Source organism: Pseudomonas sp. MAG733B (assembly GCF_036884845.1).
Taxonomy (GTDB): domain Bacteria; phylum Pseudomonadota; class Gammaproteobacteria; order Pseudomonadales; family Pseudomonadaceae; genus Aquipseudomonas.
Window position 1 is genome coordinate 6,490,303 of the sequence record NZ_CP145732.1, and the last position, 20,295, is coordinate 6,510,597.

At 61.8% G+C, this 20,295-nt stretch carries 19 protein-coding genes; 9 read left to right on the forward strand and 10 right to left on the reverse strand.

The features are described from left to right. Positions 1–10: 10 nt before the first annotated feature. The 6 genes from nusB to nrdR form a co-directional block, all read right to left on the reverse strand. Positions 11–511, reverse strand: coding sequence for a transcription antitermination factor NusB (gene nusB / locus V6Z53_RS29765; RefSeq protein WP_008053839.1), 501 nt, complete (start codon positions 509–511; stop codon positions 11–13). Next, positions 508–984: a 6,7-dimethyl-8-ribityllumazine synthase gene (gene ribE / locus V6Z53_RS29770; RefSeq protein ID WP_003228649.1), complete on the reverse strand. Its 477-nt coding sequence runs from the start codon at positions 982–984 to the stop codon at positions 508–510. Before ribE ends, nusB begins: the two co-directional genes overlap by 4 nt. Before the next feature lie 246 nt (positions 985–1,230). Next, positions 1,231–2,322 carry a bifunctional 3,4-dihydroxy-2-butanone-4-phosphate synthase/GTP cyclohydrolase II gene (gene ribBA / locus V6Z53_RS29775; protein ID WP_090325554.1) on the reverse strand — a complete coding sequence of 364 codons (1,092 nt, stop codon included), beginning with the start codon at positions 2,320–2,322 and terminating at the stop codon, positions 1,231–1,233. A 16-nt stretch (positions 2,323–2,338) separates the two neighbouring features. Continuing rightward, positions 2,339–3,004 (reverse strand): riboflavin synthase, encoded by a 666-nt coding sequence (locus V6Z53_RS29780; protein ID WP_150716026.1) that lies wholly within the window; start codon positions 3,002–3,004, stop codon positions 2,339–2,341. 47 nt (positions 3,005–3,051) lie between these two features. Then, entirely contained in the window at positions 3,052–4,185 is a 1,134-nt protein-coding gene (gene ribD / locus V6Z53_RS29785) for a bifunctional diaminohydroxyphosphoribosylaminopyrimidine deaminase/5-amino-6-(5-phosphoribosylamino)uracil reductase RibD (protein WP_338583366.1), read from the reverse strand. Further along, complete coding sequence (nrdR, locus tag V6Z53_RS29790) at positions 4,182–4,646, reverse strand: transcriptional regulator NrdR (protein WP_003228656.1); 465 nt, start codon at positions 4,644–4,646, stop codon at positions 4,182–4,184. Before nrdR ends, ribD begins: the two co-directional genes overlap by 4 nt. Positions 4,647–4,774: 128 nt before the next feature. Between nrdR and V6Z53_RS29795 the strand changes: the two genes are divergently transcribed. Genes V6Z53_RS29795 through trxA form a run of 3 tightly spaced genes read left to right on the forward strand, consistent with a single transcriptional unit; the run spans position 4,775 to position 6,804 of the window. Beyond that, positions 4,775–5,239 (forward strand): YbaY family lipoprotein, encoded by a 465-nt coding sequence (locus V6Z53_RS29795; RefSeq protein WP_338583369.1) that lies wholly within the window; start codon positions 4,775–4,777, stop codon positions 5,237–5,239. Beyond that, positions 5,236–5,892 (forward strand): 50S ribosomal protein L11 methyltransferase, encoded by a 657-nt coding sequence (locus V6Z53_RS29800; RefSeq protein WP_338583371.1) that lies wholly within the window; start codon positions 5,236–5,238, stop codon positions 5,890–5,892. Before V6Z53_RS29795 ends, V6Z53_RS29800 begins: the two co-directional genes overlap by 4 nt. Before the next feature lie 39 nt (positions 5,893–5,931). After that, positions 5,932–6,804: a thioredoxin gene (gene trxA, locus V6Z53_RS29805; RefSeq protein WP_338583373.1), complete on the forward strand. Its 873-nt coding sequence runs from the start codon at positions 5,932–5,934 to the stop codon at positions 6,802–6,804. 81 nt (positions 6,805–6,885) lie between these two features. On the opposite strand, the gene V6Z53_RS29810 is transcribed toward trxA, so the two are convergent. Next, a complete protein-coding gene (locus V6Z53_RS29810) occupies positions 6,886–7,224 on the reverse strand; it encodes a hypothetical protein (protein WP_338583375.1) in 339 nt (112 codons plus the stop codon). Between the two features lie 134 nt (positions 7,225–7,358). On the opposite strand from V6Z53_RS29810, the gene V6Z53_RS29815 reads away from it, so the two are divergent. The 5 genes from V6Z53_RS29815 to V6Z53_RS29835 all read left to right on the forward strand — a co-directional run bounded on the left by V6Z53_RS29815 (position 7,359) and on the right by V6Z53_RS29835 (position 11,504). Further along, complete coding sequence (locus V6Z53_RS29815) at positions 7,359–7,943, forward strand: DUF2796 domain-containing protein (protein ID WP_338583376.1); 585 nt, start codon at positions 7,359–7,361, stop codon at positions 7,941–7,943. A 126-nt stretch (positions 7,944–8,069) separates the two neighbouring features. Next, positions 8,070–8,780, forward strand: coding sequence for an ABC transporter ATP-binding protein (locus V6Z53_RS29820; protein ID WP_338583377.1), 711 nt, complete (start codon positions 8,070–8,072; stop codon positions 8,778–8,780). A gap of 1 nt (position 8,781) precedes the next feature. Beyond that, entirely contained in the window at positions 8,782–10,047 is a 1,266-nt protein-coding gene (locus V6Z53_RS29825; protein WP_338583378.1) for an ABC transporter permease, read from the forward strand. 11 nt (positions 10,048–10,058) lie between these two features. Continuing rightward, positions 10,059–10,577 carry a DUF3299 domain-containing protein gene (locus tag V6Z53_RS29830; protein WP_338583380.1) on the forward strand — a complete coding sequence of 173 codons (519 nt, stop codon included), beginning with the start codon at positions 10,059–10,061 and terminating at the stop codon, positions 10,575–10,577. A gap of 228 nt (positions 10,578–10,805) precedes the next feature. Continuing rightward, on the forward strand, positions 10,806–11,504 hold the full coding sequence (locus V6Z53_RS29835) for an OmpW family outer membrane protein (protein ID WP_338583382.1): 699 nt from the start codon (positions 10,806–10,808) through the stop codon (positions 11,502–11,504). Between the two features lie 88 nt (positions 11,505–11,592). On the opposite strand, the gene V6Z53_RS29840 is transcribed toward V6Z53_RS29835, so the two are convergent. Further along, on the reverse strand, positions 11,593–12,522 hold the full coding sequence (locus V6Z53_RS29840) for an NAD-dependent epimerase/dehydratase family protein (RefSeq protein ID WP_338583384.1): 930 nt from the start codon (positions 12,520–12,522) through the stop codon (positions 11,593–11,595). Further along, positions 12,515–13,399 carry a sugar nucleotide-binding protein gene (locus V6Z53_RS29845; RefSeq protein ID WP_338583385.1) on the reverse strand — a complete coding sequence of 295 codons (885 nt, stop codon included), beginning with the start codon at positions 13,397–13,399 and terminating at the stop codon, positions 12,515–12,517. Before V6Z53_RS29845 ends, V6Z53_RS29840 begins: the two co-directional genes overlap by 8 nt. A 310-nt stretch (positions 13,400–13,709) precedes the next feature. Between V6Z53_RS29845 and V6Z53_RS29850 the strand changes: the two genes are divergently transcribed. Continuing rightward, positions 13,710–18,011 carry a crosslink repair DNA glycosylase YcaQ family protein gene (locus V6Z53_RS29850; protein WP_338583386.1) on the forward strand — a complete coding sequence of 1,434 codons (4,302 nt, stop codon included), beginning with the start codon at positions 13,710–13,712 and terminating at the stop codon, positions 18,009–18,011. Positions 18,012–18,144: 133 nt separating this feature from the next. Here the strand turns inward: V6Z53_RS29850 and V6Z53_RS29855 are convergent, their stop codons facing one another. Next, positions 18,145–20,271: a mechanosensitive ion channel family protein gene (locus tag V6Z53_RS29855; RefSeq protein WP_338583388.1), complete on the reverse strand. Its 2,127-nt coding sequence runs from the start codon at positions 20,269–20,271 to the stop codon at positions 18,145–18,147. Positions 20,272–20,295 lie beyond the last annotated feature (24 nt).

The following is a 20,295-nucleotide window of genomic DNA, read 5'->3' on the forward strand; positions in this document are numbered from 1 at the left end:
CAAACGCCAATCAGCGTTTGAACGCCTTCACTTCAGCTTCACGCAGACGTGGCGCCAGTTTGTCGAGCACACCGTTGACGAACTTGTGGCCGTCGGTGGAACCGAAGACCTTGGCCAGTTCGATACCTTCGTTGATCACAACGCGGTACGGCACGTCGACGCGCTTGAGCAGTTCCCAGGTCGACAGGCGCAGAACCGCCAATTCAACCGGGTCCAGCTCTTCGATGGTCAGATCGAGGCAAGGCGTGAGTGCGGTGTCGATTTCGGTCTTGAACTGCGGAACCCCGTGCAGGATCTCGCGGAAGTAGGCGCCATCGACATCGGTGAAATCGTTATCGACCCGGAACTGCGCTTCGATCTCGTTCAGCGACTGCTTGGCCATGTGCCATTGGTACAGCGCCTGGGTCGCGAGCTGACGAGCCTCCCGACGCTTGACGCTTTTCGATGGCTTGCCGGCATCCGCAGGCTTTGGATCGCGCGGGTTGAAACGATCGCTTTCGTCGCTAATCACTTGGCCTCCAACTGCGCCAGCAGGCTGACCATTTCCAGAGCGGACAGGGCAGCTTCAGCACCTTTGTTACCGGCCTTGGTGCCGGAACGTTCGATGGCTTGCTCGATGGAATCAACGGTCAGGACGCCGAAAGCGACCGGTACGCCGAATTCCATGGACACCTGGGCCAAGCCCTTGGTGCACTCGCCAGCCACGTATTCGAAGTGCGGAGTGCCGCCACGAATGACCGCGCCCAGGGCGATGATTGCTGCGAACTCGCCTTTCTGAGCGACTTTCTGCGCAACCAGCGGAATTTCGAAGGCGCCAGGCGCACGGATGATGGTGATGTCGCTTTCGCTCACGCCATGGCGAACCAGGGCATCAACTGCACCGCTGACCAGGCTTTCAACGACGAAGCTGTTGAAACGGCCCACTACCAGAGCGTAGCGGCCTTTAGGGGCGATGAAGGTACCTTCGATGGTCTTCAGGGTCATTCGTTAGATCTCTTAAAGAGCCGGGACGTGTTTTCTACGCGTCCCTCAGTGATTTGTTAACCGCGAATACAGCGCCGGAACCCGCATCGGTGTTCACTTGCAACTCGTTGTGGCGAGGGAGCTTGCTCCCGCTGGGCTGCGTAGCGGCCCCTCTCGTGGGCGCTGCGCACCCAAGCGGGAGCAAGCTCCCTCGCCACAGTAAATCAAACAAGCCTTAAGTGAACTACGATGCCAAAACCCGGTGTCTTATTCGGAGGGCACGTATTCTACAACTTCCAGATCGAAACCGGATATCGCATTAAATTTCATCGGCGCCGACATCAGGCGCATTTTGCGCACGCCGAGGTCACGCAGGATCTGCGAACCGGCACCGACAATGCTGTAGGTGGTCGGTTTTTTCACGGCCGCGTGGTCGGCGGTTTCGCGAATATGCGCCAGCAACACGTCGCCATCCAGCGGATGACCCAGCAGCAACACCACGCCACTGCCAGCCTCGGCAACCGCAGCCATGGCGGCGCGCAGGCTCCAGCGACCCGGTTGCTTGACCATCAGCAGGTCGCGCAGCGGGTCCATGTTGTGCACGCGAACCAGGGTCGGTTCTTCGGCGCAGACATTGCCCAGGGTCAGTGCCATGTGCACGTCGCCTTCCACCGAATCACGATAGGTCACCAGGTTGAATTGGCCCAGTTCGCTGTCCAGTGGCTGCTCGGCAATCCGCTGAACGGTACGTTCGTGGATCATGCGGTAGTGAATCAGGTCGGCGATGGTGCCGATCTTGATGTCGTGTTCGGCAGCGAAAGCTTCCAGCTCGGCGCGACGGGACATGGTGCCGTCGTCGTTCATCACTTCGCAGATCACGCCGCTCGGTTCGAAACCGGCCATGCGCGCCAGGTCGCAGGCGGCTTCGGTGTGGCCGGCGCGAGCCAGGGTGCCGCCGGCCTGGGCCATCAGCGGGAAGATGTGGCCGGGGCTGACGATGTCTTCGGCCTTGGCATCACGGGCGGCGGCCGCTTGCACGGTGCGCGCTCGGTCGGCGGCGGAAATGCCGGTGGTTACACCAGTGGCCGCTTCGATCGATACGGTGAACTTGGTGCCGAAACCGGAACCGTTGCGCGGCGCCATCAATGGCAGCTTAAGCAGTTCGCAGCGCTCGCGGCTCATCGGCATGCAGATCAGGCCACGGGCGTGCTTGGCCATGAAGTTGATGTGCTCGGGTTTGCAGCATTCGGCGGCCATGATCAGGTCGCCTTCGTTCTCGCGGTCTTCGTCATCCATGAGGATGACCATCTTGCCTTGGCGGATGTCTTCAACCAGTTCTTCGATGCTATTGAGCGCCACAAGGCACCCCCTTGAGTCAGGATTTGAGATAGCCGTTGGCGGCCAGAAAGCTTTCAGTAATTGTGCCGCCCGATGCGGGCTCTGCGGCCTTGTCGCCCAACAGCAGGCGTTCCAGATAACGGGCCAGCAAGTCGACTTCCAGGTTCACCCGGCGACCCGGCTGATACGACGCCATGATGGTTTCGCTCAGGGTGTGCGGAATGATGGTCAGCAGGAACTCGGCGCCATCGACCGCGTTCACGGTCAGGCTCGTTCCGTCGACGGTGATCGAGCCTTTATGGGCGATGTACTTGGCCAGCTCTTTCGGCGCGCGGATACGGAACTCCACGGCACGTGCATTCTCGGTACGGGCAACCACTTCGCCCACGCCGTCGACGTGACCGCTGACCAGGTGCCCGCCCAGGCGAGTGGTCGGGGTCAGGGCTTTTTCCAGATTGACCGGGCTGCCGCTTTTCAGGTCGTTCATGGCGGTGCAGTCGAGGGTTTCACGGCTGACGTCCGCCGCAAAACCGTTGCCCGGCAATTCAACGGCAGTCAGGCACACGCCGTTGACCGCGATGCTGTCGCCCAGTTTGACGTCGCTCAGGTCGAGCTTGCCGGTTTCGACGTGAACCCGCACATCACCGCCCTTTGGGGTCAGTGCACGGATACTGCCGATGGATTCGATGATGCCGGTGAACATGGGGTTCTCCTTGAGAACAAAGCCAACGCTATAGCGATGGCCGGAAATTATACGCTCGCCGCTGGCGAAGGAATGGCGATGACTCGCCAGTCATCGCCAACCGCGCGAATTTCGGTGATTTTGAGCTCCGGCGCATCCTTCATTTGCGCGAGCGGCCAGTCAAGCAGCGGCCGCGCCGAGGAGCCCAAAAACTTGCCGGCGATGAAAATCTGGAATTCGTCGACCAAGCCGAGCTGGGCAAAAGCACCCGCCAGCCGTGGACCTGCCTCGACCAGCACCTCGTTGACGCCACGGTTGGCGAGCTCGACCAGCAACTGGCGCAAATCGACCTGACCCTCGTAGCCGGGCACGATCAGGCATTCCGGGCCGGTGGCGTACTGCTCTTCTACGGCCACGCACGTGGCGACCAGCGCCGGGCCAGCCTTGAAGAACGGCGCATCCAGCGGCACCCGCAGGCGGCCGTCGACCAACACACGCAGCGGCGGACGGCTCATGGCCAGTGCCGTTTGCTCGGCATCCAGACCCAATTCGTCGGCGCGCACAGTCAACCGGGCGTTGTCCGCCAGCACCGTATCGGCACCGGTCAGCACCACACTGGCTTGAGCGCGCAAACGCTGAACCGCCGAACGTGCTGCCGGGCCGGTGATCCACTGGCTTTCGCCACTTTCCATCGCCGTGCGGCCGTCCAGGCTCATGGCCAACTTGACTCGCACGAACGGCAAGCCGTGTTCCATGCGTTTGAGGAAGCCTTGATTGAGCTTGCGCGCCTCGCCTTCCAGCACGCCGCTTTCGGTGACGATGCCCGCCTGTTCCAGGCGTTGCAGTCCGCGACCGGCGACTTCCGGATTCGGGTCCTGCATCGCCGCTACCACCCGCGCCACACCGGCATTGACCAACGCATCGGCGCAGGGTGGCGTGCGGCCATGGTGGCTGCAAGGTTCAAGGGTCACATAGGCGGTAGCGCCACGCGCCTGCTCACCGGCCGCGCGCAAGGCGTGAACTTCGGCATGCGGTTCACCGGCGCGCTCATGCCAGCCTTCGCCGACAATCTGCCCATCCCGCACGATCACACAGCCGACCCGCGGGTTGGGGTGCGTCGTGTAGTGGCCTTTGCGCGCCAGTTCCAGCGCGCGGGCCATGTAATGAGCGTCGAAGATGGCTTGTTCGGCAGGCGTGGTCATTCTTTCACCGGTTCACGGGCCAGGCGGTCGATCTCTTCGCGGAACTCGTTGAGGTCCTGGAAGCGGCGATACACCGAAGCGAAACGGATATAGGCGACTTCGTCGAGCTTTTGCAACTCGGCCATCACCAGCTCACCGACCACTAGGGATTTGACCTCGCGTTCGCCGGTGGCGCGCAGTTTGTGTTTGATGTGCACCAGCGACGATTCGAGGCGCTCGACGCTCACCGGACGCTTTTCCAGCGCACGCTGCATGCCGGCGCGGAGTTTTTCTTCGTCGAACGGCTGGCGACTGCCGTCGGTTTTGATCAGGCGCGGCAACACCAGTTCAGCGGTCTCGAACGTCGTGAAACGCTCGCCGCAGGCCAGGCATTCACGCCGGCGGCGCACCTGTTCGCCCTCGGCGACCAGACGCGAGTCGATGACCTTGGTGTCGTTGGCACCGCAGAAGGGACAGTGCATGGTGGCAGGCAACAAAAAAAGGGAGGGCCATGGTAGCGCATCCCGGTGGCAAGACAAGACATAGGGTTTGCGGTATACAGACGAGCATGATCTGTCGATCCATGGATTTCACGTTTACGGAGCTGCCAATGTCGTTACGACCGCTCGTTTTGCTCAGTGTGTTCAGCCTGCTGGTGGCCTGCAGCAGCGATGCACCCCAGCCCCAGCCGCCAACACCCGGCCCCGCGCCAGAGCAGGCGCAGAAAAAAGCCAGGGAATCGACCAACCTCGGCCCGCTGCCGGCGTATCAACGCGAACTGAGTGGCACCCTGCAAGGTGTGCCGGCCGGCGCCGAAGTCGAACTGGCCTTGCTGGTGATCGATGAAAAGGACCGCCCGCAACAACTGCTCGCAAGTTCGAGCCTGATCGGCACCAATCAGGTGTTGCCGTTTCACCTGCGCTTCAACCCGGAGTCTTTCCCGGCCGGCGCCCGCGTTGAACTGCGTGGCCGCGCCAGCCAGTCCGGCCAGTTGATCCTGCATCTGCCGTCGCAACTGATTACCCAGCCAACGACCCAGACGCTGGGGCAACTGCAATTCGTCAAAGCCCCATGAGTGCACCGCTCGACCTGCAACAGGCCTTGGGTGAACTGCTCGGCGATGCGCAGCTGGTGGCTTGCCCATTGCCGGAGACCGACCTGAAGTTGTGGCTGATCGACGGCGACAACATGGACCGCGCCTTCAGCCCGGAAGAAACCCGGCGCATCCTGAATGAGCCGCCTTATTGGAGTTTCTGCTGGGCCAGCGGGTTGGCCGTGGCCCGTTATCTCGCCGAAAACCGGCATTGGGTCGAAGGCAAACGAGTGCTGGATTTCGGCGCCGGTTCCGGCGTGGCGGGAATTGCCGCCGTGAAGGCCGGCGCGCTGGAGGTTGTGGCTTGCGACCTCGACCCGCTAGCGATTGCCGCCTGTCGGGCGAATGCCGAACTCAATGACGTGCAGCTCAATTATTCGACGGACTTTTTCGCCGAGGCTGATCGCTTCGATCTGATCCTGGTGGCCGATGTGCTGTACGACCGTGCGAACCTGCCGCTGCTCGACCAGTTCCTCAGCCGCGGTCGGGAAGCGCTGGTGGCGGATTCACGGGTGCGTGATTTCCGTCATCCGCTGTACCGGCGCATCGAAATGCTCGAAGCCATGACCCTGCCGGATCTGGCCGAGCCCGAAGAGTTTCGGCATGTGAGCCTCTACCACGCTGCCCGCGCCTGACCGTATAGTTGCCCCATTCACGCTTTTACGAGATCCATCATGAGTCAAGAAACGCCGTACATCTTCGACGCCACGACTGCCGATTTCGAGCAGTCGGTGATCGAGAACTCTTTCCACAAACCGGTGCTGGTGGATTTCTGGGCCGAATGGTGCGCGCCGTGCAAAGTGCTGATGCCGATGCTGCAGACCATCGCCGAGAGCTATCAGGGCGAGTTGCTGCTGGCCAAGGTCAACTGCGACATCGAGCAAGACATCGTCGCCCGCTTCGGCATTCGCAGCCTGCCGACGGTGGTGCTGTTCAAGGATGGCCAGCCGGTCGATGGCTTTGCCGGGGCACAACCGGAATCCGCCGTGCGTGCCTTGCTTGAGCCGCATGTGCAAATGCCGCCACCGGCAGCGGCCGACCCGTTCGAGCAGGCTCAAGCGCTGTTCGACGACAGCCGTTTCGCCGATGCTGAAGCCATCCTCAAAGTGCTGCTGGGCGAAGACAACACCAACGCCAAGGCTCTGATCCTCTACGCACGTTGCCTCACCGAGCGCGGTGAACTGGGCGACGCACAAGCCGTACTCGATTCGGTCAAGACGGATGAGCACAAGGCCGCCCTGGCCGGCGCAAAAGCGCAGATCAAGTTTCTCGGTCAGGCCAAGGACCTGCCGGACGCCGCCGACCTGAAAGCACGACTGGCGAAAAACCCGCAGGATGACGAAGCGGTCTATCAACTGGCGGTTCAGCAACTGGCGCGCCAGCAATACGACGCGGCGCTGGATGGCTTGCTCAAGCTGTTCATCCGCAACCGCAGCTACAACGAAGGCCTGCCGCACAAGACCTTGCTGCAGGTGTTCGAACTGCTGGGTAATGACCACCCGTTGGTGAGCACTTATCGCCGCAAGTTGTTTGCTGCGCTGTATTAAAGCCTTTGTAGGAGCACGGCTTGCCGGCGATGGCGTACTTGAGATCGCCATCGCCGGCAAGCCGTGCTCCTACAGATCCTGCTAGATCCAGCGATAGATCGGCGTATCAGCGCCGCTTTCCACCTTCACGTCCGGGCTGTGGCGCAGACGCACCAACAGGCGCTTGCCCGCCGCCGCGCTGCCGGTCAGTCCTTCCAGTTGATCGAGCAGATCCGGTCCGCTGAGCTGCCCGGCCTGGCGCAGCAAATCCCTGGCGACCTGCCACTGTGAATCGTCCTGGCTCAGTGGTTTTGCCACCGGTGTGCTAACCGCAGTTTTTTCCACCTGCAACTGCGCACCCAGCCGCGCCCAGTCGGCGTCATCCATCTCCAGCGTCAAATCCACCGGCCAATCGCCGATGCTTCCGCGAATTCGCAACATAAGTTCGCTCCTGCACTTTTCTGACTTGCATGCTCCCATGGGACTTGTGCAACGCCAAGCAGACAGTCAAACTCTCCGCACTTACGTTATAAGATTACATAACAAATTTTTCATCTTACTTTCGGAGACTCGCCATGCGTCGTCTGCTGCTCGCTTTGCCGTTTGGCTTGTTGCCGCTGGCTGTCGCCCATGCGGCCGACGAACATGACCACGCCCATGAGCACGGCAGCCTCGGCGCCCATGAACACGGCGTCGGTCGCTTGAACGCAGCGCTGGACGGCCAGACCCTGGAGCTGGAGCTGGAAAGCCCGGCGATGAATCTGGTGGGCTTCGAACACGCCGCCACCAGCGATGCCGATAAAGCCAAAGTCGCCGCCGCCCGCGTTCAGTTGGAGAAACCGCTGGCCCTGTTCAACCTGCCAAAAGCCGCCGGTTGCGTGGTCGCGAGTCAGGAACTGGAAAGCCCGTTGTTCGGCGATAAACCAGAAGCCGACGATGATCACGATGAAGACGCCAAGGACGAGCATCACCACGACCACAGCGAAATCCACGCCCATTACCAATTCACCTGCGCCACGCCGGGCGCGCTGAAGACCCTGGATCTGGCGAACATTTTCAACACCTTCCCGGCCACCCAGAAAATTCAGGTACAACTGATCGGCCCGAGCGGGCAGCAAGGGGTTGAAGTCACGGCCAAGGCTGCGGCCCTGAAATTCTGAATCCACCCAGATCCCTTGTAGGAGCTGTCGAGTGAAACGAGGCTGCGATCTTTTGACTTTCAAGATCAAAAAGATCGCAGCCTGCGGCAGCTCCTACAGGTCATCAATATTCTTGAAATCGGCGCCATGACCCAAGCACTCATCGAACTGTCCGACCTGGGCTTCAGCTGGCCCGGTCACCCGCCGCTGCTGGACATCCCGGCGTTTCGCCTGGAACCGGGCGAAACCCTGTTCCTCAAAGGCCCCAGCGGCAGCGGCAAGACCACCCTGCTCGGCCTGCTCGGCGGCGTGCAGAAGCCTGATCGCGGCAGCATTCGCCTGCTCGGCCAGGAGCTGACCGAACTGTCGGCCGGCGCCCGCGATCATTTCCGCGTCGATCACACCGGCTACATCTTCCAGCAATTCAACCTGCTGCCGTTTCTGTCGGTGCGCGAGAACGTCGAACTGCCCTGCCACTTCTCGAAACTGCGCGCCGAGCGCGCCAAACAGCGCCACGGCAGCGTCGATAAAGCGGCTGCCACCCTGCTTGCCCATTTGGGTTTAAAGGATGAAAACATCCTCAGTCGCCGTGCCGATTCCCTGTCCATCGGCCAGCAACAACGGGTAGCCGCCGCACGCGCGCTGATTGGTCAACCCGAGCTGGTGATCGCCGACGAGCCAACATCGGCCCTCGATTACGACGCCCGGGAAAACTTCATCCGACTGCTGTTCGCCGAATGCCGCGAAGCCGGGTCGAGCCTGTTGTTCGTCAGCCATGACCAGAGCCTGGCGCCGCTGTTCGATCGCAACCTGTCGCTGGCCGAACTCAATCGCGCCGCCACCCCGTCCGAGGTCTGAGATGTATTTGTTTCGTCTAGCCATGGCCAGCCTGGCTAACCGCCGCTTCACCGCGATCCTCACCGCGTTCGCCATCGCCCTGTCGGTGTGCCTGTTGCTGGCTGTAGAGCGGGTGCGCACAGAGGCCAAAGCCAGTTTCGCCAGCACCATCAGCGGCACCGACCTGATTGTCGGCGCGCGCTCCGGCTCGGTGAACCTGTTGCTGTACTCAGTATTCCGCATCGGCAACGCCACCAACAACATTCGCTGGGACAGCTTCGAACACTTCGCCAGCAACCCGAAAGTGAAATGGGCGATCCCGATGTCCCTCGGCGACTCCCATCGCGGCTATCGGGTGATGGGCACCACCGAGGCCTACTTCGAGCATTACCAGTACGGTCGCCAGCAACACCTGGAACTGGCCGATGGCCGCGCCTTCGCCACCGACCCGTTCGAAGTGGTGCTCGGCGCCGAAGTCGCGGATGCGTTGAAGTACAAACTCGGCGACAAACTGGTACTCGCCCACGGCGTGGCGGCGATCAGCCTGGTCAAGCACGACGACAAACCGTTCACCGTGGTCGGCATTTTCAAGCGCACCGGTACACCGGTGGACCGCACGCTGCACATCAGCCTCGGCGGGATGGAAGCGATTCACATCGATTGGCACAACGGTGTGCCGGCTCTTGGCAACGGGCGGATCAGCGCCGATCAGGCGCGCAACATGGACCTGACGCCACAAGCGATCACCGCGTTCATGCTCGGTCTCAATAGCAAGATTTCAACCTTTGCCCTGCAACGCGAGATCAACGAGTTCCGTGGCGAACCGATGCTGGCGATCCTGCCAGGCGTAGCGCTGCAAGAGTTGTGGAGTTTGATGAGCACCGCAGAAAAAGCCTTGTTCGTGGTCTCGTTGTTCGTGGTGCTGACCGGTTTGATCGGCATGCTCACGGCGATTCTCACCAGCCTCAACGAACGTCGCCGCGAGATGGCAATTTTGCGGTCAGTGGGCGCGCGTCCGTGGCATGTCGCGACGTTGCTGGTGCTGGAGGCGTTTGCCCTGGCACTGGCCGGCGTGGTCGCCGGCGTAGCGCTGCTTTACGTGGGCATCGCCGTGGCCCAGGGTTACGTGCAAGCCAATTACGGCCTGTTTCTGCCGCTGGCCTGGCCCAGCGAATATGAATGGACGCTGCTCGGTGGCATTCTGATCGCCGCGCTGCTGATGGGCAGCGTGCCGGCCTGGCGCGCTTATCGCCAATCCTTGGCCGATGGCCTGTCGATCCGTTTATGAGGACCTTGAAAATGCCCCGCGCTGTTTTTGCGCTGTTGATGCTGGTCGCCCTCCCGCTGTGGGCAGCCGAGCCGAAAGAGCTGACCTGGTCGGAAATGATTCCACCGGACGCCGCACCCGAAGTGCCGAACATGACGCCGCTGCACGACATGTCGAAGATGAGCGATGCTCTGTCCGCCGAGTCGGCGCCGGCAGCCAAGCAGGACATGCCAAATGCCCCCGTGGTCAAAGCGCTCGATGGGCAAAACATTCGCCTGCCGGGCTACATCGTGCCGCTGGAAGTGAGTGAAGACGGTCGTACCACGGACTTCCTGCTGGTGCCGTATTTCGGCGCATGCATCCATGTGCCGCCACCGCCGTCGAACCAGATAGTGCACGTCAAAAGCGAAGTGGGCGTGAAGCTTGACGAGTTGTATCAGCCGTACTGGATCGAAGGTGCGATGCAAGTCAAAGCGTCGACTAGCGAGTTGGCGGATGCCGGGTATCAGATGGAGGCGGAGAAGATTTATCTGTATGAATTGCCCGAGTGAATCTGGCAGTCATGTGTTGTTTGATCGATAGTCATCGCTAGCAGGCTAGCTCCCACAATGGATCTGCATACACCGGACCAATGTGGGAGCTAGCCTGCTAGCGATGAGGCATTCAGAAACACCACAAAAACCACCCCATCCCACTTTCATTGAGCTGCGTCAAAAGACCAAATAGTTAGCCGGCTTACCATTGGACATCGAAAATTTTTAACGTCCTTTGGAGCCCCCATGAACAAGTCCCTGCTCGGTGCCTCGCTGGTAGCACTAGCGCTCGCAGCCCCGCTCGCCCACGCCCACGAGGCCGGTGACATCATCCTTCGTGCCGGCGCGATCACCGTCAACCCGAAAGCCAATAGCTCCACCGTCAAGGTCGATCAAGGCCCGCTGAGCGGCGCCGATCTGGGTGGCAAGGCGACCATGAGCAGCGACACGCAGCTGGGCCTCAACTTCGCCTACATGCTCACCAACAATTGGGGTATCGAACTGCTCGCGGCCACGCCGTTCGAGCATGACGTGAAACTCAAGGGCACGGCGCTGCCTGCGGCCAACGGCAAACTCGGTTCGCTGAAACACCTGCCGCCGACCCTGAGCGTGGTCTATTACCCGCTGGACGCGAAGTCTGCCTTCCAGCCGTACGTGGGCGCTGGTATCAACTACACCTGGATCTACGACGAACACGTCGGCAGCGAAGCCAGCGCCAACGGTTTCAGCAACTTCAAGGCGAAGAATTCCTGGGGCATGGCCTGGCAGGTCGGCGCCGACTACATGCTGACCGACCGCGTGATGATCAACGCCCAAGTGCGTTATATCGACATCGATACCCGTGCCACTGTTGAAAACGACGCCGTGGCACCAGGCACTCGGGCACGGGTGAACGTGGACGTCGATCCGTTCATCTACATGGTCGGTCTGGGTTACAAGTTCTAAGGATTCACGTGGTGGTGAATGGATCGCTCCCAAGCTCTGCAAGGGAACGATCAGCAACAAAAAAAGGCGCCTCAACAGGCGCCTTTTTCTATCGTCCCAGCAACCGCGCCAGGCCAACGCTCATCGGCGTCTGCGCAGGCGCTTTGAAGCGCTCCAGCAATCGCCGGTTGTTGGCCCGGGAATGACGAATGTCACCGGAACGCGCCGGGCCGTAACTCACTGGCGGCAACTCACCGACCACCACTTCAAGCGCAGCCAGCAATTGCTTGAGACTGGTCGCCTGGTTCCATCCGACGTTGACCGCGCCGACATCAACCTGCGGTTTGTCGAACGCTTGCACCAGCAACGCGACCAGATCCTCGACGTAGAGAAAATCCCGCGTCTGCTCACCGTCGCCAAACACGGTGATCGGCAGGCCCTTCTGCGCACGCTCGCTGAAAATGCTGATCACCCCGGAATACGGCGAGGATGGATCCTGGCGCGGGCCGAAGATGTTGAAGAAGCGGAAAATCACCGGTTCCAACGCATGCTCGCGCCGGTAAAAATCGAAGTAATGCTCGCTCGCCAACTTGTCAGACGCGTAAGGCGTCAACGGTGCCTTGGTCGTGTCTTCATCTATCGACTCGCCTTCGCCGTTGTTGCCATACACCGCCGCGCTGGAAGCAAACAGCACTCGCTTCACACCGGATTGACGCATGGCTTCGCAGACATTCAGCGTGCCGATGAAATTGCTCTGATGCGTCTTCACCGGATCGTCCACCGAAGCCTGCACCGAGGCGACAGCCGCCAGGTGCGCCACGGCGCTGCAACCGGCCATCGCCCGTGCCACCAGCGCGGCATCGGCGACGTCGCCAACGATCAGCTCGACCTTGGGATTGTCCAGCGGCAGGTTGCTGCGTTTTCCGGTGGACAGGTCATCGAGAATCCGCACCGAATGGCCCTTGGCGAGCAAGGCGTCGGTCAAGTGCGAGCCGATGAAACCGGCGCCGCCGGTGATGAGAACGGGGCCGTCAGCCATGGCGATAGAACCTGTCCAGTAAGCCCGGAAGCGCCGCACGCCAGGCGCGTGGCTTGATCCCGAAGGTGTGAAGGATTTTTTTGCAGGCCAGCACCGCGTGTTGCGGTTCTTCGGCGGCGTCCGGTCGCGCGGCGTGAGCCTGGGCGGTCGGCGCTTCAATGGCCAGCGGATGCAGGGCCCGCGCTTCGGTGAGAATCGCCTGCCCCAGCGCCAGCGGCGTGGTCGCCTCGTGCCCGGCGTAGTGGTAGGTGCCCCACAGCGGCGCTGCGCAATCGAGTTGCTTGAGCACCGAAATGATCACCCGGGCAGCGTCGTCCACCGGCGTCGGATTACCCCGGCGGTCGTCGGCCATCAGCAGCTCTTCAGGTTGTTCGGCCCGACCGAGGAAACGCCCGAGGGTGCCGTCGGGGCTGTCGTCGAGCAGCCAGCCGAAACGCAGCAGCACGTGCTGCGGGCAAGTGGCGCGCACGCTCTGCTCGATCCGCCACAGCGCCTGACCGCGCTGGCCCAGAGGCACCGGCTCGTCTTTTTCGCTGTAGGCGGTGGCGCGGGAGCCGTCGAACACGCGGTAACTCGAAGGCTGCACCAGCACGATATTGTGGTGCTGGCACAGTTCGGCCAGGCGCTCGACCGCGCGTTCCTGCCCGGCCAGACGCTGTTCGCTGACCGCTTCGGCCTGGAACCAGTCGAAGTAGTAGGCGAGGTTGATCAACGCGTCCGGACGGGTGTCGTCGAGCAGTTGCGTCAGGCTCGCGGCATCCCAGCCGTCTTGCGGCGGGCGGGGGGCGAGGAAACCGATGTCTTCCTCCGCACCGAGGCGAATCAGCGCCTGCCCAAGGGCATTTCCGCCGCCCAGTAACATAAGGCGCATTCGCATAGAGTCAGCAGGCCCAGTCTGATTGGAACGATGGCTTTATCGGCATCACCCGCAGGCGATACCGTTGATAGTTGCCGGAATCGTTGCATTTTGCGGGTTTAGTGCGCAACCGTCATCCGTAAAGTGTAGATGTCCGGGATTTCAGCGCGCCCCTGTGGCGAGGGAGCTTGCTCCCGCTGGGCTGCGAAGCGGCCCCAAATTGCTGGCGACTGCTTCGCAGTCGAACGGGAGCAAGCTCCCTCGCCACAGGGGGGATTAATAAACCGAGCGGTACTTGCATCTTCCCGTCCTCACCCGCATAAATCACTCCATGAACCTGCCCATCCCCGCAGACAGTGCCCTGAACGGCTTCCACCCCGCCGTCAGCGCCTGGTTCAGCCACACCTTCCCCGCGGTCACCGCCGCCCAGGCCCGGGCGTGGCCGTTGATCCGCCAGCGGCGGTCGACGCTGATCGCCGCGCCCACTGGCTCGGGCAAGACCCTCACCGCGTTCCTCGCCGTTATCGATGATCTGGTGCATCGTGGCCTGGAGAACCCTGAGGGTCTGCCAGACCAAACCCTCGTCGTATACGTCTCGCCGCTCAAGGCGCTGTCCAACGACATTCGCATCAACCTGCAAAACCCGCTCGCCGGCATTACCGAACAGTTGCGCGTGATGGGCCTGCCCGAATTGCAGATCACCACAGCCGTACGCACTGGCGATACGCCACAAAAAGAGCGCTCGGCGATGCGCAAGATTGCGCCGCACATTCTGGTCACGACTCCTGAATCGCTGTACGTGCTGCTCGGTTCCGACTCCGGTCGGCAAATGCTCGGCACCACGCGCACGGTGATCGTCGACGAAATCCACGCCATCGCCGCCAGCAAGCGCGGCAGTCACCTGGCCCTGAGCCTCGAACGCTTGCAGGCGCTGTGCGCCGAGCCGCTAGTGCGCATCGGCCTGTCCGCTACGCAGAAACCCATCGAAGCGGTCTCGCGCTTTCTCGTGGGTCGCGACCGTTCCTGCGAAATCGTCGATATCGGCCATGCGCGCCCCCGCGACCTGGACATCGAAGTGCCGCCCGTGCCGTTATCGGCGGTGATGGCCAATGATATCTGGGAGCTGGTCTACGACCGCCTCGCCGCCCTCGCCCGCGAACACCGCACCACACTGATTTTCGTCAACACCCGACGCTTGGCCGAACGCTTGAGCCGGCACTTGAGCGAACGCCTCGGCAAAGACGCAGTAGCCGCCCACCATGGCAGCCTGGCCAAGGAGTTTCGCCTCGACGCCGAGCAGCGGCTCAAGCGCGGCGAGCTGCAAGTGCTGATCGCCACCGCATCGCTGGAACTGGGCATCGATATTGGCGATGTCGACCTCGTGTGCCAGATCGCCTCGCCACGTTCGATTTCAGGATTCCTGCAACGGGTCGGCCGCTCCGGGCACCAGGTCGGCGGCACGCCCAAGGGTCGCTTGTTCGCCACCACCCGCGACGACCTGATCGAATGCGCCGCGCTGCTCGACTGTGTACGTCGGGGCGAACTCGATACGCTGCTGATCCCCGTGGCACCGCTGGACGTTCTGGCGCAGCAGATCATCGCCGAAGTCAGCTGCCAGGAATGGCAAGAGCAAGCCTTGCTGGACATGCTGCGCCGTGCCTCGCCCTACGCCGAAATCGACGAAAAACACTATCAGGCGCTGCTGCAAATGCTCGCCGAGGGCTACAACGGCCGTCAGGGCATCCGCAGCGCCTACCTGCACCGCGACGCCGTGACCCGCAGCCTGCGCGGGCGCCGTGGCGCGAAACTGACGGCGGTGACCAGCGGCGGGACCATTCCGGACAACGCCGACTACAGCGTTTTGCTGGAGCCTCAGGCGCTGAACATCGGCAGCGTCAACGAAGACTTTGCGGTAGAAAGCATCGCCGGGGATGTCTTTCAATTGGGCAACACGTCCTATCGAATCCTGCGGGTGGAAACCGGCAAGGTGCGGGTCGAAGATGCCCAGGGCCAACCGCCGACGATTCCCTTCTGGCTCGGCGAAGCGCCGGGGCGCAGTGCCGAATTGTCCTTGGCCGTGGCCCGTCTGCAAGCGCACCTCGATGAGTTGTTGGGCGCTACGCCGGGCAACTTGCAACCGAGCCTCGACTGGCTGACCGAAACCCTCGGCCTGAACCTCGCCAGCGCCGAGCAACTGGTGGAATACCTGGCTCCCGCGCGCCAGACCCTCGGCGCCTTGCCGTCGCAAGATACGCTGCTGATGGAGCGGTTTTTCGACGAGTCCGGCGGCACGCAACTGATCATCCACAGCCCGTTCGGCAGCCGCATCAACCGCGCCTGGGGCCTGGCCCTGCGCAAGCGTTTCTGCCGCACCTTCAACTTCGAATTGCAGGCCGCCGCCAGCGAAGACGCCATCGTGCTTTCGCTGTCCACCAGCCACAGCTTTGAACTCGATGACGTCTGGCGTTACCTGCATAGCAACAGCGCCGAGCACACGCTGATCCAGGCTGTGCTCGACGCGCCGCTGTTCGGCGTGCGCTGGCGCTGGAATGCCGGGGTTGCACTGGCGCTGCCGCGCTACAGCGGCGGGCGCAAAGTGCCGCCGCAGATCCAGCGGATGAAAAGCGAAGACCTGATCGCCAGCGTGTTTCCCGACCAGATCGCCTGCGTGGAAAATCTCGCCGGCGAACGGGAAATTCCTGACCACCCACTGGTGGAACAAACCCTCGACGATTGCCTGCACGAAGCCATGGACACCGAAGGCTGGCTGGCGCTGTTGCGGCGCATGGAACGCGGAGAAATCCGCCTGATCAGCCGCGACTTGCCGGCGCCTTCGCCGTTGGCCGCCGAAATTCTCAGCGCCCGCCCCTACACCTTTCTCGACGATGCGCCGCTGGAGGAACGCCGCACGCAAGCGGTGCTCAATCGACGCTGGAGCGATCCGCAATCCACCGACGACCTCGGCGCGCTGGACGCCGAAGCCATTGCCGCCGTTCGCGAAGAAGCCTGGCCCACACCCGGTAATGCCGATGAAATGCACGAGGCGCTGATGAGCCTGGCGTGCATCACCGATACCGAAGCTCGAAGCAATCCGGACTGGCACGATTGGTTGAATACCCTGGCAGACAGCGGTCGCGCCTGCGTGATCAATCATTCCCTGTGGCTGGCACGGGAACGGCTGACCTGCCTGTTGGCGATTTTTCCACAGGCCGCTTTGTGGCCGGAACTGGAAGCACTGCCGGGCTTTGATGAGCCTTGGGCGGCAGACGAAGCCGTGCTGGAAGTGATTCGTGCGCGGCTCAGCGCTTTTGGTCCATTGCCGCTGAAGGCGATTGCCGAACCGCTCGGATTACCGCCGACTCAAGTCACCCAAGCCTTGGCGCAATTGGAGCGTGAAGGTTACGTGCTGCGCGGCCGGTTCACCCCAGGCTGCGCGGAAGAAGAGTGGTGCGAGCGGCATCTGCTGGCGCGAATTCACCGCTACACGGTCAAGCGATTGCGGCGGGAAATCGAGCCGGTGGCGTTGCAGGATTTCATGCGGTTTTTGTTCGACTGGCAGCATTTGTCCAGCGCCACCCAAGGTCAGGGCAACGCAGTGTTGCCGGCAATCATCGCTCAATTCGAAGGCTACCCTGCCGCCGCATCAGCGTGGGACAGCGACATCCTCCCGGCGCGCATCAAGGATTATTCGGCAACCTGGCTCGATGAGTTGTGCCGCAGCGGCAAACTGGTCTGGACCCGGCTCACCGCGCACAAAAGCGCCAGCACGGCCCTGCGCAGCACGCCGATCGTGTTGTTGCCGCGCAATCGGGTCGCCCTCTGGAGCGAATTGACCGAGCAGACGCCGGTCAGCGAACTGTCGCCGAAAACGCAGAAGGTCCACGCCGCCCTGAGCCAGCACGGCGCGTTGTTTTTTGATGAGCTGATTCATGAAGCCCATCTGCTGCGCTCGGAACTGGAAATCGCCTTGCAGGAACTGGTGGGCGCCGGGCTGGTGAACGCTGACAGCTTCGCCGGTCTGCGGGCGTTGATTACCCCGGCCAGCAAGCGCCAGAACCGCAGCAGTCGTCGCGGGCGCGGGGCGTTTGTCGGCGGCATGGACGATGCCGGGCGTTGGGCGCTACTCAGGCGTGGTCCCGTCGCGCAGGTTGTGGATAACTCGCGTCCGGCACCGACACCCGCCGACACCCTGGAACACATCGCCATGACCTTGTTGCGCCGCTACGGCGTCGTGTTCTGGCGAATGCTGGAGCGTGAGGCGGACTGGCTGCCGAGTTGGCGGGAATTGCTGCGCACTTTCCATCGACTGGAAGCGCGGGGTGAGATTCGTGGCGGGCGGTTTGTCAGTGGGTTGGCGGGTGAGCAATTTGCGTTGCCTGAGGCGATTCCACTGCTGCGGGAAGTTCGGCGTCGGCCACATGACGGCAGTTTGATCGCGGTGTGCGGGGTTGATCCGTTGAACCTGGCTGGCACCCTTTTGCCCGGCGCGAAAGTGCCGGCGCTGGCGAGTAATCGGCTGGTGTATCGGGATGGGTTACCGGTGGCTGCCGAGATTGCGGGCAAGCAGGTTTTTTGGTTGGAGCTGGATCAACAGGCTGGTGTTGAGGTGCGCAATAAATTGATCCGGCATTGATGTTGACTGGGGCGGCCTCTTCGCGGGCAAGCCCGCTCCCACAGGAATTTCCTTGTGAATGCAAATTTCCAAAACAACAAAGATCACTGTGGGAGCGGGCTTGCCCGCGATGAGGCCAGCACTGCCACTAGAGCTATTGAGGCCTCGGCCGCTCCGGCATCAACACCGACGAATGTTCCGGCTCCACAACGCCATCCTGCGGCGGCTCAGGATGCCGCGGCATCAAAACCTGCTGTGGATAAGTCTGCGCGAAATGCACCCACGGGCTGTTATCCACAAGCTTTTTCAAACGCTGGTTGAACGCCCGGCTCACCGTATACTGCCCACCCGACACGGTCCGAAACTGCGCCGTCAGCACCACACCGTTGAGGTCCATCTTGTCGACGCCGAACACATCCAGCGGCCCTTGCAGGTTGTACCGCAGGAACGGGTCATCGCTGATGGAATGCCCGGCCTCGCGGATCAGTTCGATGGCCTTGTCGACATCGGTGTCGTAAGTGAACTGCACCGAAAAGAACGCATAGGCAAATTGCCGCGATTGGTTGGTTACCGCCTTGATCTGGCCGAACGGCACCGAGTGCACAAAGCCCTTGCCGTCACGCAGGCGCAAAGTGCGAATGGTCAGGCCCTCGACGGTGCCGGCGTGCCCGGAATCGAGCACCACCCAGTCGCCGATGGACAGTGTGTCTTCGATGATGATGAACAACCCGGTAATCACGTCCTGCACCAGTTGCTGGGAACCGAAACCAATGGCCAGACCGATAACGCCGGCACCGGCCAGGAACGGTGCAACGTTGATCCCAAGATTGGCCATGGTGGTAATCGCGCAGATCACCACCAGGATGATTTTGATCGCGTTGCGCAACAGCGGCAGGATGGTTTTCACCCGCGTGCTCGGCTGACGCGCCGAGCGTTTGTTGGCCGGTGGTTTCAGGGCTTCCTGAATCGCCGTGTCGAGCACGACCCAGACCATCCAGGTGATCAGGAAGATCAAACCGATATGACTCAGCGAATCACTGATCGCCCGACCAACCGCATTGCTCACCGCGAAATCGAACAGCGATACCCCCCAGATGCGCCCCAGGATGTCGATGAACACAATGGCCATGGCAATGCGCAGCAAAGCGTGGGACAGGTTCAGAAACCGCTCTTTGTAGGCGCTGCTGCGGCGCACGTCCGCTTCACTGCGCGACTTGAACAAGTGATGCAGCGTGGTGCTCAGGAACACCGTGGCAATCAGCAAGACCGTGGTGAACAGCGCACTGCGCAGCACTTGCTGATTGTCATCGCTGACGCTGATCAGATTGATGATCGACACCAGCACCATCAACAGAATCGGCCAATACCAGAGCCCGGAAAAAATCCGCAGGGTTTCTCGCAGCGCCGGCTGTTTGCGACGCTGGGCGAGCGGCAGGATCCGGATCAGCTGAGCCACCGGACGGCGCAGGCGAATCACCAGCAACCCAAAGGAAATCGAGGCCGCCAGACCGGTAAAGACCGCGATGCTGCTGGTGAGGTTGTTGCCCAGCTGATGAGCGATCTGCGGACTGGTCAGGGCATCGCTGAGGGCGACGAGGAAGCCGATCGCGAACAGCGGTCGCGGACTTTCCTGACGGATGATTTGCACTGCCCGACGTTTGTGGCCGGAATTGAACAGCACCACCAACGACATCACCAACGACGCCGCGAACACTCCACTGCTGGTGGCGTAGGCAAAACACAGCGCCAGCGCCCGACCGGCCGATACTGGTAAAAACTGGCTGGCATAGATTGTCAGCGGCAGGCTGACCACGGCCGGAATGCTGTAGGGCAACACGTAACCGAGCAAGGCCTGGCCACGCTCGCGGCTGAGCAGCAAACGATGTTCACACAGGCGCTGCGCCGACCATTTCCCGAGCAACCAGAGCGAGGCGAAAACCGCTGCCCAGACCAAGGTCAGTAACAGGAAATCCCCTGTCACGCTCCAGCTCGAACGGGCGGAGGGCTGATTGACCAGTTGATCCACTTCATCCGCCGCCCGATCGGCGCGCAGACGCCAGGCGTCAACGAGGTTTTCGTTGAGATCGAGTTTGTTCTGCACCTCGTCAATGCTTGAACTGATGGCACCTAGCAAGCCGCCCTGCACCAACGGTTCCGGGTGTGCCGGAGGTGTTGCGGCCGTAGCACTTGCAGGCAGGCCCGGGATGGCGGCCGCTTCCAGTTCCTCGCTGCCCAGAAACAGCAACGCGCCGAGTAACACCGCGGTCTTGAGCTTGATCAACGCCTCCGCTCCTTTGGATAAGAC